The 16674-nt window shown below is 60.9% G+C and carries 13 protein-coding genes and 4 tRNA genes; 12 read left to right on the plus strand and 5 right to left on the minus strand.

The features are described 5' to 3' along the window. Positions 1-15 precede the first annotated feature (15 nt). The 4 genes from AB5Y90_RS10915 to AB5Y90_RS10930 all read left to right on the plus strand — a co-directional run bounded on the left by AB5Y90_RS10915 (position 16) and on the right by AB5Y90_RS10930 (position 385). Positions 16-92 (plus strand) — tRNA-Met (locus tag AB5Y90_RS10915). Between the two features lie 10 nt (positions 93-102). Continuing rightward, a tRNA-Gln gene (locus AB5Y90_RS10920) sits at positions 103-177 on the plus strand. 39 nt (positions 178-216) lie between these two features. Then, positions 217-293, plus strand: a tRNA-Met gene (locus AB5Y90_RS10925). 8 nt (positions 294-301) lie between these two features. Further along, a tRNA-Leu gene (locus AB5Y90_RS10930) sits at positions 302-385 on the plus strand. 218 nt (positions 386-603) lie between these two features. Here the strand turns inward: AB5Y90_RS10930 and AB5Y90_RS10935 are convergent. Then, positions 604-2436 (minus strand): SLC13 family permease, encoded by a 1833-nt coding sequence (locus AB5Y90_RS10935; protein ID WP_368166879.1) that lies wholly within the window; start codon positions 2434-2436, stop codon positions 604-606. Positions 2437-2699: 263 nt separating this feature from the next. On the opposite strand from AB5Y90_RS10935, the gene pnuC reads away from it, so the two are divergent. The 7 genes from pnuC (at position 2700) to nifJ (ending at position 11372) form a co-directional block, all read left to right on the plus strand. Continuing rightward, the gene (gene pnuC / locus AB5Y90_RS10940; protein ID WP_257124500.1) at positions 2700-3416 is read left to right on the plus strand and encodes a nicotinamide riboside transporter PnuC; all 717 of its coding nucleotides are present in this window, start codon (positions 2700-2702) and stop codon (positions 3414-3416) included. A 3-nt stretch (positions 3417-3419) separates the two neighbouring features. After that, complete coding sequence (locus tag AB5Y90_RS10945) at positions 3420-4145, plus strand: nucleoside phosphorylase (protein ID WP_257124499.1); 726 nt, start codon at positions 3420-3422, stop codon at positions 4143-4145. A 105-nt stretch (positions 4146-4250) separates the two neighbouring features. Then, positions 4251-4922 carry a Crp/Fnr family transcriptional regulator gene (locus AB5Y90_RS10950; RefSeq protein ID WP_257124498.1) on the plus strand — a complete coding sequence of 224 codons (672 nt, stop codon included), beginning with the start codon at positions 4251-4253 and terminating at the stop codon, positions 4920-4922. Between the two features lie 42 nt (positions 4923-4964). Then, positions 4965-5288 carry a N(4)-acetylcytidine aminohydrolase gene (gene yqfB / locus AB5Y90_RS10955; protein WP_257124497.1) on the plus strand — a complete coding sequence of 108 codons (324 nt, stop codon included), beginning with the start codon at positions 4965-4967 and terminating at the stop codon, positions 5286-5288. A gap of 67 nt (positions 5289-5355) precedes the next feature. After that, positions 5356-5757: a DUF1622 domain-containing protein gene (locus tag AB5Y90_RS10960; RefSeq protein ID WP_307896359.1), complete on the plus strand. Its 402-nt coding sequence runs from the start codon at positions 5356-5358 to the stop codon at positions 5755-5757. 200 nt (positions 5758-5957) lie between these two features. Continuing rightward, positions 5958-7598 carry an alpha-glucosidase gene (locus AB5Y90_RS10965; protein WP_307896358.1) on the plus strand — a complete coding sequence of 547 codons (1641 nt, stop codon included), beginning with the start codon at positions 5958-5960 and terminating at the stop codon, positions 7596-7598. A 228-nt stretch (positions 7599-7826) separates the two neighbouring features. Continuing rightward, the gene (gene nifJ / locus AB5Y90_RS10970; protein ID WP_307896357.1) at positions 7827-11372 is read left to right on the plus strand and encodes a pyruvate:ferredoxin (flavodoxin) oxidoreductase; all 3546 of its coding nucleotides are present in this window, start codon (positions 7827-7829) and stop codon (positions 11370-11372) included. A gap of 112 nt (positions 11373-11484) precedes the next feature. Here the strand turns inward: nifJ and AB5Y90_RS10975 are convergent, their stop codons facing one another. Continuing rightward, on the minus strand, positions 11485-12861 hold the full coding sequence (locus tag AB5Y90_RS10975; RefSeq protein WP_368166880.1) for an MDR family MFS transporter: 1377 nt from the start codon (positions 12859-12861) through the stop codon (positions 11485-11487). Between the two features lie 173 nt (positions 12862-13034). On the opposite strand from AB5Y90_RS10975, the gene AB5Y90_RS10980 reads away from it, so the two are divergent. After that, entirely contained in the window at positions 13035-13637 is a 603-nt protein-coding gene (locus AB5Y90_RS10980; RefSeq protein WP_064339627.1) for an HAD family phosphatase, read from the plus strand. 84 nt (positions 13638-13721) lie between these two features. Here AB5Y90_RS10980 and AB5Y90_RS10985 read toward each other — a convergent pair whose 3' ends face one another. The 3 genes from AB5Y90_RS10985 to astD all read right to left on the minus strand — a co-directional run bounded on the left by AB5Y90_RS10985 (position 13722) and on the right by astD (position 16672). Further along, complete coding sequence (locus AB5Y90_RS10985) at positions 13722-13982, minus strand: hypothetical protein (RefSeq protein WP_216950313.1); 261 nt, start codon at positions 13980-13982, stop codon at positions 13722-13724. 234 nt (positions 13983-14216) lie between these two features. Next, positions 14217-15014, minus strand: a complete 798-nt coding sequence (locus tag AB5Y90_RS10990; protein WP_101529509.1) for a DUF1338 domain-containing protein — start codon at positions 15012-15014, stop codon at positions 14217-14219. Between the two features lie 188 nt (positions 15015-15202). Beyond that, entirely contained in the window at positions 15203-16672 is a 1470-nt protein-coding gene (astD, locus tag AB5Y90_RS10995; RefSeq protein WP_257124492.1) for a succinylglutamate-semialdehyde dehydrogenase, read from the minus strand. Positions 16673-16674: the final 2 nt, after the last annotated feature.

Genomic DNA, 16674 nt, shown 5'->3' on the forward strand with positions numbered 1-16674 from the left:
TGGTCGATAACAAACGGCTATGTAGCTCAGTTGGTTAGAGCATCGCACTCATAATGCGGGGGTCACAGGTTCGAATCCCGTCATAGCCACCATTATTTCTGTTGGGGTATCGCCAAGCGGTAAGGCAGCGGGTTTTGATCTCGCCATCCCTAGGTTCGAATCCTAGTACCCCAGCCATTTTTCTGTTCTCTTCCACATCAGTGGTCGATAACAAACGGCTATGTAGCTCAGTTGGTTAGAGCATCGCACTCATAATGCGGGGGTCACAGGTTCGAATCCCGTCATAGCCACCATTAATATTGCGGAAGTGGCGAAATTGGTAGACGCACCAGATTTAGGTTCTGGCGCCCTAGGCGTGAGAGTTCGAGTCTCTCCTTCCGCACCATTAATAGCAGTACCAAACAGACCAGCTCACGCTGGTTTTTTTGTATCTGAAATTTGCCTCTCCCCAGTTTTTCTCTCGCTCCTCTATTAACCCATCTCCACGTTAATTCCCGTCCATATCACTCTTCACTGATTCCGAGCACGCCTTGCCACTCTTGTCTCCCGGCCATAAAAAAGCGGCCCGCAGGCCGCTGGTGCACACATTCATCATCCCGGTTATCAGAACGGGAAGAACCAGGGGATCGCTACCACGCTGACCGCCATCACCAACAGGGTGAATGGCACCCCGATACGGATAAAATCGGCAAACTTGTAGTTGCCCGGCCCAAGCACCAGGGTATTCACCGGTGACGAGACCGGCGTCATAAAAGCGGCCGAGGCGGCGATGGCAATGGTCATGGCAAACGGATAGGGCGATACCCCCATCTGCTGGGCCGTGCCCAGCGCAATAGGCGCCATCAATACCGCCGTCGCCGTGTTGGAGATAAAGAGCCCGATCACCGCGCAGAGGGCAAACAGGCTAGCCAGCATGACCCGCGGCCCCATCTCCCCCACCGCATTGATCAGGCCACCGACGATCAGATCCACCCCGCCGGTTTTTTGCAGCGCCAGCGCGAAGGGGAGCATGCCGACGATGAGGATCAGGGTCGGCCAGTGGATCGACTTGTAGGCACTCTCCATATCGATGCAGCGAAACTTGCCCATCAGCAGACAGGCGATCAGCGCGGCAATCACGTTGGGCACCGGATCGGTCACCATCAGCAGGATCATCACTCCAAGACAGAAGAGGGCATGGATCGCCTGACTGCGGGCGGGGGCCATCTCGTCCACTTCAGCGGGCAACCCCATCAGCAGAAAGTCGCGGCTATGGGTCTGCAACTGTCTGATGTGGCTCCAGTTTCCTACCACCAGCAGGGTATCCCCCATCTGCAGCGGCTCGTCCACCAGCTTGCCTGCCAGCGCTTCACCGTCGCGGCGCAGCCCCACCACGCTCAGACCATAGCTGGAGCGGAAGGTCACCTCACGCACGCTTTTACCCAGCAGCTTGGACTCAGGGATCAGCGACACCTCGGCCATCCCCACCTCCCGCGCCTGATCGGAGAAGTACTCCCCGCGCAGGATCATGGGTTCGAGCCGCGCTTCGCTGCAAAACCCCCGCACATCCACCTCGGGGTCTGACATGTCGATCAGCAGAACATCCTTGGCCTGGAACTCACTGATCCCCGACACCGGCACCATCACCCGGCGAAACTTGCGCCAGCGCTCCACCCCGATGACGTGGGCACCATAACGGGCACGCAGTTGCAGCTCATCCAGGGTATGGCCAATCAGCGGGGAGTCCGGCCGCAGCGCCAGACGACGGGCCCGACCGGCCAATCGGTAGTCTCGAATGAGATCTCGCAGGGTGCGGCGCCCGGTCGGCTTGCCCTTGCCCTCTTCCCCTTCGCCCACCATGGAGCCGCGCACCAGCAGCATGTAGAGGATGCCCAGCCCCAGGATCAGCACGCCCATCGGGGTGAAATCGAAGAACCCGAAGCCGTGAATGCCGTGGCGCATCAGCTCGCTGTTGACCACCATGTTGGGGGGCGTGGCCACCAGCGTCATCATGCCGCTGATCAGCCCGGCAAAACCGAGGGGCATCATCAGGCGACCGGCCGGGATCCCCATCCGGTTCGCCACGCTCAACACCACCGGGATAAAGATGGCCACCACTCCGGTGCTGCTCATCACTGCCCCCAGACTCGCCACCGCTACCATCAACAACACCAGCAGCTTGGTCTCGCTGCTACCCGCCACCTTCACCAATGCATCCCCCACCTGATAGGCGATACCGGTGCGCACCAACCCCTCTCCGACCACAAACAGGGCGGCTATCAGAATGACGTTGGGATCGCTAAAGCCCGCCAGCGCCTCCGGCAGGGTGAGGGTGCCGCTCAGCACAAACAGGATGACCACGCCCAGGGCGACCACATCCATCCGCACCTTGTTGGTCATAAAGAGATAGATGGCGCCAGCCAGCAGACAGAGCACCCAGACAAGCTCGGAATTCAATGCAACCTCCTTTTATCACGTGATTCTCCTCCCGAAGAGTGGACTCTATCAGACCACAGCCATGGCGCTATCATCTTGCTACATATCAATAAAGTCCGGCCCATCGGGGCACCATAACCCATCACTGCTGGAATAACCGGGCAGCAGCAGTGATTTCTTTGATATGGGCCAAGCCCGGGGCGGACAAAAGTCCTGCCCCTCCTCCCCCTCACCCCTTAGAATGGCGTCCTCGCATACTTAACCTCATGCCCAAGGATCAGAAAATGAGCATATTCGAGCTGTTCAGCATCAATAACACGCTAGTGACCATCCCGCTGGGTGGCGGCTATGCCATGTCATGGATTGAAGCCATCGGCACCCTGTTCGGGCTGGCCTGTATCTGGTTCGCCAGTCAGGAGAAGACCATCAACTACCTGTTTGGCCTGATCAACGTCAGCCTGTTTGCCATCATCTTCTTCCAGATCCAGCTCTACGGACTGTTGATGCTGCAGCTGTTCTTCTTCTGCGCCAACGTCTACGGCTGGTACGCCTGGACCCGCCCGGCCAACGATCAGGGGGATACCCTGCAGATCCGCTGGCTCAGCAAATCCAAACTGATGGTGACCGCCGCCGTGAGCGTGCTGGCCATCGCTCTGCTGACCCGCTATATCGACCCGGTCTTCGCCACCCTGGCGCGCACCTCGGTCTCCCTGCTCAACCTGTTTGGTGCCAACCTTGCTACCCCCGAGCCCTCCCCTGATGCCTTCCCGTTCTGGGATGCCAGCATGACGGTGCTCTCGGTCGTCGCCCAGATCCTGATGACCCGCAAATACGTGGAGAACTGGATCCTCTGGGTCGTCATCAACATCATCAGCATCGGTGTCTATGCCGCGCAGGGCGTCTACGCCATGTCGCTCGAATACCTGATCCTGCTGTTTATCGCCGCCAACGGCACCCGCCTCTGGGTAGCTGCCGCCAAGCGCCAACCACAAGGTCTGTAAGCCATGACGCTATTACCCCATCTCCAGTGCCGCCCCGAGCAGATTGCCGAGCGGGTGGTGCTGTGCGGCGACCCGGCCCGGGTCGATCGCATCGCCAGCCAGCTCGAACAGTGTGAAGTGCTGGGGCAAAACCGGGAGTTTCGCCTCATCAACGGCCGCTATCAGGGGCTGCCCATCACGGTCTGCAGCACCGGCATCGGCGGCGCCTCGGCCGTCATCGCGCTGGAGGAGCTGGTGCAAGCCGGTGCCCACTCGCTTATTCGGGTCGGCTCCGCCGGTGCCCTGCAACACGACATCGGTCTTGGCGATCTTATCGTGGTGGAAGGGGCGGTACGCAATGAAGGGGCCTCACAGGCCTATCTGCCCGCCGAGTACCCCGCCTGCGCCGATATCTGGCTGCAGGCCGCCTTGCTCAACCATGTGGCAACCGGCAGCCAGCCTCATTGGCACGGGCTGGTACGCTCCCACGACAGCTTCTATCGAGATGATGAGCAGGAGGTGTGCCGCTACTGGCATGCCCGTGGCGTGCTCGGCGCTGACATGGAGACCGCAGCCCTGCTGACCGTGGGTCGCCTGCGCAAGGTGCGGGTTGCAGCCGTGCTCTGCAACGTGGTGCTGTTCGAGCAGGATGTGCAACAAGGGGTGGCGGATTACGCCAGCGCCGAACAGGCGATGATGGCCGGTGAGCAGCACGCCATCGCGGCTGCCCTCCACGCTCTGGTGCAATAAAGCGCAAACCGTTAACTGCGGCACATCCGCTACCGTGCGGGCTGGTATCCGGCCCGCACTCTTGCTAGCCTCATGGCCCTCGTCATCCGGTGCGACAGGCAAGTCATGCAGCAACAGCCCTACCCCCTCGGCCGTTTTCACGCCGAACTCCAGCAGCTTGAACCCCGCTTTGCCGCGGCGCTCGACGCCTGCACCCTGTTTCTGCGCCGTTACCTGCCGGGCGAATTGATAATGCGGCAGGGGGAGCAGAGCGAGCAGCTCTATCTGGTCGAACATGGCCGGGTCTCCCTCAATAGCGCCGTCCACTCGGGCCGCATCTTCCAGCTTGGCGAAATTGAGTGCCACAGCCAGATCTTCGGTGAGATGGAGTTCTTCAGCGCCACCCCGGTGCAGTGGAACGTGGTGGCCGAGACCGAGCTGGATGCCCGAGTCATCTGCGCCAACAAACTAGCCCAGCGCCTGCTGGCAGAACCTGAGTTGACCCTCTTTTTCGCTGCGGCGCTTGCCAGCGACTATCTCGACACCCTGGAGATCACCACCAGCCGGCTGCTCCACCCCATCGCCTACAACATCGCCTATGAGCTATGGCGTGAGCGCCAGCGCACTCCGATGCTGGGATCGCGCAAGCGGGCCCATGAGGCGGCGCGCTTCGGCACCACCGAGCGGGTTTATCGCCGCGCCCTCAAGGAGCTGGTCGAACAGGGCATAATTGCCGACAGCAGTGACGGCCCCGTCATCGCCGATCTGGCCAGGCTGCGCGCCTATCTCGATCTTTGATTTCCATTCACCTCATTTCGATTCACCCAGTCAGGAGTCACCATGTCTGCTCATTCCTATCCCGAATTCACCTTCTTCAGCCGCTTCGTTGCCGACATTCAGGCGGGCCGCAAGACCATCACCATCCGCGACGAGAGCGAGGCCAACTGGCAGCCCGGCCAACGTCTGGCGCTGTTCACCAACCCGGAGCACCAGCCCTTTGGCACCATAGAGGTGCTCTCGGTCAAGGCGGTCGCCTTCGATGAACTGAACGACGAGCACGCCCGTCAGGAGAACATGACCCTCCCTGAGCTCAAACAGGTGATCAGGGATATCTACCCCGCCCTGCCGCCGCTCTATGTGATTAAATTCAAACTGATTGCCTGAGCCGGATTTGGCCTTTGCCGAGCGATGTGTTAATAGTGTCCTCTTTTGAATCAGGGAGGTGACCCGAGTGTTTGAGATAGCGAGCCTGAAAGAGGGGATGATGCACGGGGTCGAGCTGTTCCAGCTGCTGCTGGAGATCATCTCCATCGCCTGTGTGGTGATAGGGCTTGGCAAGACCCTCTGGCTGGCGGCGCGGGTGCGGGATCACCAGCCCGGCTTTCCGCGCATTCGTCTCTGCTTTGGCAGCTGGCTCATTCTGGCGCTGGAGTTCCAGCTGGCCGCCGACATCCTGGCCACCACGGTCGCACCGAGCAAAGAGAAGCTGATCCGCCTCGCCATCATCGCGGTGATCCGCACCTTCCTGAACTACTTCCTCGGCAAGGAGCTGGAAGCACAAGCGGAGCGCCAACAAGAGAAGGCAGAACGCCAGCAGGAGCAGCACAGCGAGCAGGCCAAGGCTGCTCAATAACCAGTATTCCTGCATAGCATCAACACTAAGTGCCGTGCCATCCCGACCACAGCCGTGGCCCGGGATGGCACCTTTGTGACCCTCCCCGCACTTTTGGCAATCAGCCAACAATGGAACCCTTTTCAAGGTTTCCCCTGCCCTGTTGACTGCCCGCCCATCTGGGTAAGATAGAAAATCTCTTCCCCCAACCGGCCAAGCTGATGAACCCGCAACCCCGCCATACGCCCGATATCGACCTCGAGAGCTGCGTTATTTACCAGGTCTACCCCATGAGTTTTCAGGACAGCGATGGCGACGGCATGGGCGATATCAACGGCATCCGTCAGCGTCTCGGTTATCTGGCCACCCTCGGGGTCGATATGCTCTGGCTCACCCCCATCTATCGCTCCCCCAAGCGGGACAACGGCTATGACGTGGCGGACTACCGTGCCATCGACCCCGCCTTCGGCACCCTGACCGAGATGGAGCAGCTGATAGCCGAAGCGGCCGCTCACGGCATCGGTATCATGATGGATATCGTCGCCAACCACACCTCCACCGAGCATGAGTGGTTTATGAAAGCACTGGCCGGCGACTCGCGCTATCAGGAGTACTACGTATTTCGCGATCAAGCCTTTGTCGATGCTCACCCCATTACCTCGATTTTTGGCGGTAGCGGCTGGCAGTATGTGCCAGCGCTTGATCGCTACTATCTGCACAACTTCGATCCCAGTCAGGCCGATCTGGACTGGGATAACCCGGCGGTGCGTGCCGAGATGGCAGAGGTGATCAACTTCTGGCTGGGCAAAGGGATCAAGGGGTTTCGCTTCGATGTGATCGATATGGTGAGCAAAGAGTGGGACCGACTGGCCATGAGCAACGGCCCGCACCTGCACGACTATATCCGCGAGCTCAATGCCGCGAGCTTCGGCGGCAAGGGGATCATCACGGTGGGGGAGACCTGGGGGGCCGATCTCGCCCATATGCAGTGCTACTCCAGCACAGATGGCAGCGAGTTCAGCATGGTGTTCAACTTCGAACATCTGGGGCTGGGCAGTGACAAGTGGTCATCCCGCTTTGATCCCCTCGCCTTCAAGCGAGCCATGACCCGCCACCAGCAAGGGCTACACGGGCGTGGCTGGAACAGCCTGTTTCTCGGCAACCACGACCTGCCCCGCGCCGTCTCCCGCTTTGGCGATGACAGGCCCGAGTGGCGTGAAACCAGCGCCAGGCTGTGGGCCATGGTGCTGCATATGATGCAGGGCACTCCCTTCATCTATCAGGGGGAGGAGCTCGCCATGACCAACCGCCACTGGCAGCCGGGCGAGCTGCGCGATGTGGAGGCCATCAACTACCGCGCCAGCCAGTCAGGGCTGGATCCTGCCGAGCTGAGTCGGCGGCTCGATGCCATCGGCCGCGACAATGCCCGTACCCCGATGCAGTGGAACGCTGGCCTCCACGCCGGTTTCAGCACCACCACGCCCTGGATTGCCCTCAATACCAACCACGTCGAGATAAATACCGCCGAGCAGCTGGCCCGCCCCGACTCGCCGTTTCACTGCTATCGCCAGCTCATCGCCCTGCGCAAGGCTCACCCGGTCATTCGCCACGGTAATTTCGAGCTGCTGGATGGGGATGATCCCGAGCGCATCACCTATCGCCGCCACTGGCAGGATCCGACCAGCGGAGAGCAGCACACCCTGCTGCTGCTCGCCAATCTCACGGCGAACCCCTTGCCGATGCCCCACTTCGACAAGGTGACAGACAAGATGCGGTTGTTGCTGGCCAATTACCCAAGCGAACCGATGCAGCTCTTCGCCCCTTATCAGTGCGCCATCTGGCTGCAAGTGGATCGGGGTTAACCCCGTGCTGACGGGCCATGTCAATGGCCCGTCAACCACCTCCCGTTGGCTGTCAGCAGAAAATCACGCACCCACGCAGCGGGATTAAATTAACCACTATTACTGACTTATTAATTGATTATTTATCCCGTTTGATACGCTCTTATTGCCCCTCTTACTATGCCTGCGACCTATCCATTGCCGATGCAACTATCGGCCTTCAAACTGGCATAGCAAAGTGGAAAACAGATGATCACCACAGACGGGAATAACGCAGTCGCCTCGGTGGCGTACCGCACCAGCGAAGTCATCGCCATCTACCCCATAACCCCCAGCTCGGCCATGGCTGAACAGTCGTCGGCCTGGTCGAGCGAGCGGGGCAAGAACCTGTGGGGGGATGTGCCCCGGGTTGTCGAGATGCAGTCGGAAGGGGGCGCCATCGCCGCCGTCCACGGCGCCCTGCAGACCGGCGCGCTGGCGACCTCGTTTACCTCATCGCAGGGTTTGCTGCTGATGATCCCCAACCTCTACAAGCTGGCGGGTCAGCTTATCCCCTTTGTGCTGCATGTGGCGGCGCGCACCGTGGCGACCCACGCGCTATCTATCTTTGGCGATCATTCTGACGTGATGGCGGTACGCCAGACCGGCTGCGCCATGCTCTGTGCCAGCAATGTGCAGGAGGCGCAGGACTTTGCCCTGATCTCCCAGATAGCGAGCCTCAACAGCCGCCTCCCCTTTATCCACTTCTTCGACGGCTTTCGTACCTCTCACGAGATCGCCAAGATAGCGCCGCTCGCTGACGACACCCTGCGTGCCCTGCTGCCCGCAGATGCCATCCGTGCCCATCGTGACCGGGCGCTCACCCCCGACAAACCGGTCATTCGCGGCACTGCCGCCAACCCGGACACCTACTTCCAGTGCCGGGAGGCGAGCACCCCCTGGTATGACGCTGCCTATGGCCATGTGAGCGAGGCGATGCAAGCTTTTGGCAAGCAGACCGGCCGCCACTACCGGCCGTTTGAATATGTCGGCCACCCGCAGGCGGAGCGGATTGTGGTGCTGATGGGCTCAGCCATCGGCACCTGTGAAGAGGTGATCGAGCGCCTGCTGGCCCAAGGGGAGAAGGTAGGTCTGGTGAAAGTGCGGCTGTTCCGCCCCTTCTCGGCCGATCACCTGTTGGCCGCGATTCCCGAGAGTGCCCGCTCCATCGCCGTGCTGGATCGCACCAAGGAGCCGGGCGCACAGGCTGAGCCCCTCTATCTTGACGTGATGACGGCACTGGCCGAAGCGGTCAGCCGGGGCGAGCGGGCAAGCCTGCCGCGAGTGATTGGGGGTCGCTACGGCCTCTCCTCCAAAGAGTTCGGCCCCGCCTGCGCGCTAGCGGTGTTTGCCGAACTGGCGCAGGAGAACCCGCGCCCACGCTTTACCGTCGGCATCTTCGATGACATCACAGGTCTCTCACTGCCGCTGCCCGCGCTGAATTCGCAAAGCCCCATCCACAGCCAGCAACACAAGCTGGAGGCGCTCTTCTACGGCCTTGGCAGCGATGGCACCGTCTCGGCGGCCAAGAACAGCATCAAAATCCTCGGCAACCACACCGACCTCTATCCGCAGGGCTATTTCGTCTACGACTCCAAAAAGGCGGGCGGCCTCACCGTCTCTCACCTGCGGGTGGGCGAGCGGCCGCTGCAATCGGCCTATCTGGTGGAAGAGGCGGACTTTATCGGCTGCCATCAGTGGCAGTTTGTCGACAAGTACCGGATGGCGGAGCGCTTGAAAACAGGCGGTATCTTCCTGCTCAACACCCCCTACAGCGAAGCGGAGATCTGGCAACGTCTCCCCAGCGAGGTGCAGCATGCCCTGCGCGAGAAAGAGGCGCGCTTCTACATCATCAACGCCGCCAAAATTGCCCGCGACTGCCAGCTCGGCAACCGCATCAATACCGTGATGCAGATGGCCTTCTTCCAGCTCAGCGCCATCATTCCCCCCGCAGAGGCGACCAGCCTGCTGAAGCAAGCCATCGCCACCAGCTATGGCAGCAAGGGACAAGCGCTGGTCGAACGCAACTGGCAGGCACTGGAGGCGACCTGCGCCGCCCTGACCCGAGTGCCACTTGGCGAGCTGGATCCCACCAGCCGCCCGCGCCCGCCGGTGGTTTCGGCCAAGGCCCCCGATTTTGTCCAGACCGTCACCGCCGCCATGCTGGCGGGGCTGGGTGACAACCTGCCTGTCTCGGCCTTCCCGCCGGATGGCACCTGGCCGGTCGGCACCACTCGCTGGGAGAAGCGCAACATCGCCACGGAGATCCCCATCTGGGAGGCGGAGCTCTGCACTCAGTGCAACTACTGTGTCGCCGCCTGTCCCCACTCAGCTATTCGCGCCAAGGTGGTGGAACCGGATGCGCTGGCCGCTGCTCCCACCACTCTCGATGCGCTGGATGTGAAATCCCGTGACATGCGCGGCCAGCAGTACGTGCTGCAGGTGGCGCCGGAGGATTGCACAGGCTGCAATCTCTGCGTCGAGGTCTGCCCGGCCAAGGATCGCAGCAACCCGGATCGCAAGGCGATCAATATGGCTTCACGGCTCGATCACCTCGACGAGCAGAAGGCCAACTACGATTTCTTCCTCGACCTGCCAGAGCGCAGCGCCGAGCAGCTGGAGCGCATCGACATCCGCACCTCCCAGCTCATCTCGCCGCTGTTTGAATACTCCGGCGCCTGCTCCGGCTGTGGCGAGACTCCCTATATCAAGTTGCTGACCCAGCTCTATGGCGATCGGCTGCTGATTGCCAACGCCACCGGCTGCTCGTCCATTTATGGCGGTAACCTGCCTACCACCCCCTATACCACCAACGCCGAGGGGCGCGGTCCAGCCTGGGCCAACTCGCTGTTTGAAGACAACGCCGAGTTCGGACTGGGCTTCCGTCTTACCGTCGATCAGCACAGGGAGCGGGTGCGCCGTCTGCTGGCGAGCCTGGGCGACACCATACCGGCTGCGCTGCGCGAGGCGCTCGGCGATGCCACCCTGCCGGTTTCCGAGCAGCGGGCCCATATCCAGCAGTTGCGGAAGCTGCTGCAAGAGAGCAAGGCCTCGGAGGCCCTTGAGCTGGCTCGCGATGCGGACTATCTGGTGGAAAAATCGGTCTGGCTCATCGGCGGCGATGGCTGGGCCTACGACATCGGCTTTGGCGGACTCGACCATGTGCTGAGTCTGGGGGAGAACATCAATGTGCTGGTGCTCGACACCCAGTGCTACTCCAACACCGGCGGCCAACAGTCGAAGGCGACGCCACTCGGTGCCATTACCAAGTTTGGCGAGCAGGGCAAGCGCAAGGCGTGCAAGGATCTGGGGGCCAGCGTGATGATGTATGGTCACGTCTATGTGGCGCAGATATCCCTCGGTGCCCAGATGAACCAGACGGTGAAGGCAATTCAGGAGGCGGAAGCCTACCCGGGACCGTCGCTCATCATCGCCTACAGCCCCTGCGAGGAGCATGGCTACGACATGGCCGAGAGCCATGAGCAGATGAAACAGCTGACCGCCACCGGCTTCTGGCCCCTCTACCGCTTCGATCCGCGCCGCGCTGACGAGGGCAAACTGCCGCTGGCGCTCGACTCGCGGGCACCCAATACCTCACTGGCCGAGACCTTGCGCCACGAGCCCCGCTTCCAGCGGCTGGAGCGCCAGCTGCCGGAGGTGGCCAGCCAGCTCTATGAAGAGGCGGAGCAGGAGGCTAATCGCCGCTTCGCCTGGCTGAGCCAGCTGGCAGGCAAGGAGAGTCCGGCGCAGGAGTAACTCGCGCATGGCTTGATGGCAACAGCCACGCTATTCGCCAAATAACAATCAGGGCTCCCCCGCGGGGAGCCCTGATGCTATCTATGGTGAGCCAATGTCGGCACAGGCCAAATCAGGCGCTGATGGAGGCCAGCTCGTGGCGCTTCAACGCCAGCAATGTGATGAGCAGCGCCAGCGTGGCGATCAGTGCCATGCCGATATAGGTCGCGCTGAAGCCCGGGGCCAGCAGATCGGGCGCGAGCCGGCTCAGATCGCCATCACTGCCGGCTGGCAGGCGGAAGTGGAAAAGCATGGAGCAAATGGCCACGCCGACGGCACCGCCGAGCTCCCGTCCGAAGTTGAACAGCGACATGCCGATGCCGCGATCCTGCCGTGGCAGGGCATTTTGCACTACTACCGAGAGGGCGGGCAGCACCAGACCGAGACCAATACCGGCAAACCCGAGCGCCAGTCTGACCCAGGCATCGAAGTGGATCTGCCACAGCGCCACCGCCGCAAGGCCAAAGCCCACCGCAACAAAGCTCTTGTAGTGACCGGTACGACCAATCAGCTTGCCGCCGACAAAGGCGCCGGCAGTGATGCAAATCATGAAGATGACCATGATGGCGCCGCTCTCGCTGGCGCTCATCCCCTTCTGCCACTGCATCTGCAACGGCAGATAGACCAGCACGGCAAACATCAGCAGCTGGGAGAGTATCACCAGCAGCACGCTCACCAGATAGCCGGGCAGCCGGGCCAGATGGGCGGGCAATATGGGGTCGTGGGCACGCCGCTCAATCAGAATGAGCAGCAGCAGTGCAACGCCCAGCGCCGCCGAGAGCCAGACGGCGGGCAGCGCCGCCTCCGGCGAGAGCAGCAACAGGGTGAGCGTGGTGACGGTAATCAGCAGAGCCGCCCCCTTCCAGTCGAAGCGACTGTGGCGACGCACGTTGAGCTGCTTGAGGTTGCGGTTGATGAGAAAGACCGCCAGCGCCCCGAGCGGCAGATTGATCCAGAAGATCCAGCGCCAGCTGAGCTGCTCGGTGAAGTAGCCGCCGAGCAAGGGGCCGGCGATGCTGGAGACCGCATAGACTGCCGAAATGTAGCCCTGATATTTGCCCACCTCCCGCGGCGGAATGGTGTCGGCAATCACGGTAAACGCGAGGGCAATCAGACCGCCGCCCCCCAGCCCTTGCAGCACCCGCGCTGCCAGCAGGGTCTGCAGATCCTGGGAGAGGGCGCAGGCCACCGAGCCTGCCAGAAACAGGCCGATGCCGATATTGAGCATCCGCACCCGGCCAAAGAGATCGCTCAGCTTGCCATAGAGGGGCAGCACGGCGGTGGCGGCCAGCAGGTAGGCGGTGACCACCCAGGTGAGGGCGGCACCGGCGTGCAGCTCGGCGCCAATCATGGGCAGCGGGGTGGTAACGATGCTCTTTTCCAGTGAACCGAGCGCGATCACCAGCGCCACACTGGAGAAGATGGTTTTGGGGGATATTTTCGAGGTCATAAGCGGACTCGCAGATCTGATATGCCAAAGTATCCGGCAATGAACGGATTATTGTCTCACAAATCAGCAAGAGATAGAAAAAACGGCGGCCACAATCTACCCAACCATGAAGCCGATCCCACAAAGTGCCGAGCGTTTCTGCTAGCCTGCCCTATTTGATTCTAGGAGCCCCCATGAGCGAGCGTGAGCAGTACGGGTTTGATCACTACGATGCCCTGATTTTCGATATGGATGGCACTTTGGTAGATTCCATGCCCCTTCATCTGGATGCGTGGGAGCTCACCTGCGCCGAATTCGGCATCCCTTTCGAGCGGGAACAGCTCTATCAGTACGGCGGCATTCCCACCCGCAAGATCATCGCCATGCTGGCCGAGCAGCAGGGGCTGACGGTGGATGTCGAGGCTTTTACCCGTCGCAAGATTGCCCTCTATATGGAACATATCGACAAGGTCAGCGTCTTTCCCAAGATGTGGGAGCTGGTCAGGCACTATCACGGCAAGGTCAAGATGGGGATTGGCACCGGCTCACCGCGCAATCAGGCGGACTCCATCCTCAAAAGCACCGGACTCGACGCCTATATCTCTGTGGTGGTCAGCGCCGATGATGTCACCAACCACAAACCGCACCCTGATACCTTCTTGCGGGTGGCCGAGCTGCTCGGTGCCAATCCGGCCAACTGTCTGGTATTTGAAGATACACGGATCGGGCTTGAGGCTGGCAAGGCGGCGGGGATGGATACCGTGCTGGTTATCGAAGGTGATCTGCACCAGCGCTAAACGGCTCAGGGCAAGCAGGCAAACCGATAGGATGGTGCCATCACAGTGGCACCATTTTTTGTTTACGTGAGCCTGGCGGCAGCGTCAGTGCCCGGACAGAGTTGCGATCACCGCCGGAATAGCGGCAACCGTCAGACAAAGGGCGTTGGCCTGCGCCTCATCCTGTAGTGCCTGATGAGTGCGAAGCAGCTCAAGAGCTTCGGCCGGGGTATCTGCAAAGGTGGGGGCGGCGATGGCGGCAAATCCCTGTTCGACCAGTTGACGACGCTCATCGCTATAGCTGAGCGCATTGGCATCTAGATAGGTAAGCGCCTGCCCCTGCTTGAAAAAGTGATAATTAGGCATCGATTGGCCCCGCAAAAATAAAGCGCCATTCTACTCCTTTTTGCTCCGCCGCCCGCGTCAATCCGTGTCGTCTAAAGTGATCTAGTTCACATTTTTATCAACAAATTCTCACCTATTAGGCGCCGTCCAAATTCCCTCTTCACGCGGCGTCAGACAACACCCGATACCATCACTCTGCGCCAAACAAAACGCCTCCACAAAGGAGGCGTTGCGACTGAAACAGGGTGGCTCCCGTTACATGGCATTCGTCGATTCGAAGATCTTGTCCGCCGAGGCCTCGACAAAGCCCGGATAGAGCACGCCATCGGCCTGCGGATAGCGCAGGGCAAACTCGTAGAAGCAGCTCGGGATGGTACGCACCCCATCGCTGAACGGCACCTCTGCTTTGTCCGCCATGGTGGAGGATTGCTCCAGCATCACCTGCGGATCCCCCTTCACCTCGCCACCCACACTGTTGAGGACAAAACCCGCAGCCTTCAGCGCCCCATTGACCTGATGGATGGTGTCAAAATCCTTCAACTTGTTGATATTGACCGTGAAGTGGTTGGCACGATAACCCCAGGCTGCCATCCAGGCCGCGTACTCGCTCTCCGCCAGCAGGGTCTGATAATCGGCATAGGAGACCTGCCAGGGGGCGCCGGTGTAGAGAAATGCCGGTGTATCGGTCAGATGATCGGGCACCTGATCCGCCAGCTTGTGGATGATGGCTTGGGCAGCCGGGGAGAGCTCTTCCACCTTCAGCTCGCTGATAAACACCTTGGGAGCGTCCGGATCCTGATGCTCGAAGTGCTTGGCGTAGAGCTTCTTGGCCTTGAAAACGTACTCGCCCTTCTGCTCGTAACCGAGCGCCAGGAAGTGGGCTGCCAGCTTCTCCAGCCCCAGCTTGGGCAGGTTGTAGGTACGAAACGCCACGTGATCGTTGACGATGGGCTCGCCGCCACCCAGCAGGGTGTGCACCTTGAGGGCGCTCGGGGTCACCTTGATGTAGTTGTCCCACAGATGGCTGAACAGGGTGTCTATATCCTTTTGCATCTCTCTTTCCTTTGATTGCGGGTACAGATGGGGGCACCGCTGGATGCCCCGTGTCGTTATTAGAAGCGCAGGCCGGGCGACAGTTCCGGCATGGCGGCCTTGCTGTCTTCGACAGAGGCAACCGGGGATATGACACAGTAGTCGGCGGCGTTGAGCCATCTCTGCTGCATTGGCATCCCCGTTTGCTCTTAAAACGTCAAACCAGGAGACAGCTGATCCGGCATAGCGGCCTTGCTGTCTTCAACGGAGGCAACTGGGTAAGCACAGTAATCAGCAGCGTAGTAGGCGCTCGCTCTGTGGTTGCCGGAAGCACCGATACCGCCAAACGGCGCGGCACTGGAGGCACCGGTGATGGGCTTGTTCCAGTTGACGATACCGGCGCGGATCCGCTTGAAGAAATGGTGCCAGTCCGCCTCCTTGTCCCCCAGCAGACCGGCCGAGAGACCGTAGCGGGTGGCGTTGCCCTGATCGATGGCGGCATCGAAATCGTCATAGCGAATGAGTTGCAGCAACGGGCCAAAGTACTCTTCGTCCGGCAGTGCGACAACTAGGGTCACGTCGATAATGCCCGGAGAGACAAAGCCGGTGCCCGCTTCCAGGTGCTTGAGGGTAAGCAGGCTCTCGCCACCGAGGCGCTGCAGATTGGCTTGCGCCTCGACCATGCCCTGTGCTGCCTTCTCGCTTATCATCGAACCCATGAAAGGCTGCTCGGCGGCGTCATAGAGGCCGACCTTGATCTGGCCGACCACCTCGATCAGTCGCTTGACCAGCGCATCGCCCCGCTCGCCGCGCTCGACAAACAGACGGCGGGAGCAGGTGCAGCGCTGACCGGAAGTGATGAAGGCAGACTGGACGATGGCATGGACGGCGCCGTCGATGTCGCTCACCTCTTTCACGATCAGCGGGTTGTTGCCGCCCATCTCCAGCGCCAAAATTTTTCCCGGCTGACCGGCAAACTGCTGATGGAGGAAATGGCCGGTGCGGGACGAGCCGGTAAAGAAGAGGCCGTCGATATCGGGGTTGCCAGCCAGCGCCTTGCCAGTCTCGACCTCCCCTTGCACCAGATTGAGCACTCCCTTGGGCAATCCGGCCTGCTGCCACACCTTGACCATGGCTTCGGCCACCATAGGGGTCAGCTCGGAGGGTTTGAACACCACGGCGTTACCCGCAATCAGTGCAGGGACGATATGACCGTTGGGCAGATGGCCCGGGAAGTTGTAGGGGCCGAACACAGCTACCACACCGTGGGGCTTGTGACGGACAAACGCCTTGGCGCCCGGCATGGCATTTTCAACGGTGCCGGTGCGCTCGTCGTGCGCACGGATGGAGATGGCAATCTTGCCCTGCATGGCGGCCACTTCGGTACGGGTCTCCCACAGCGGTTTGCCGGTTTCGCGGGCGATGGTCAGGGCCAGTGCCTCTTTCTGCTCGCCAAGCAGGTCGGCATAACGGCGCACTATGGCCAGGCGATCCTCAAGGCTCATGTCCGCCCAGTGGTAGAAGGCGGCACGGGCGGCCTTGACGGCGGCATTCACTTGCGCCGCGCTGGCGGCAGCCCCCTGCCAGATCACCTCGTTCTTGGCCGGATCGGTTGACTCGAACGGCTTGCCTTCACCGGCAAGCCACTGACCGTCGATAAATTGCACTAACTGGCTCATCC

The sequence above is a fragment of the Aeromonas sp. R4-1 genome (assembly GCF_040908325.1).
Classification (GTDB): Bacteria; Pseudomonadota; Gammaproteobacteria; order Enterobacterales; family Aeromonadaceae; genus Aeromonas; species Aeromonas veronii.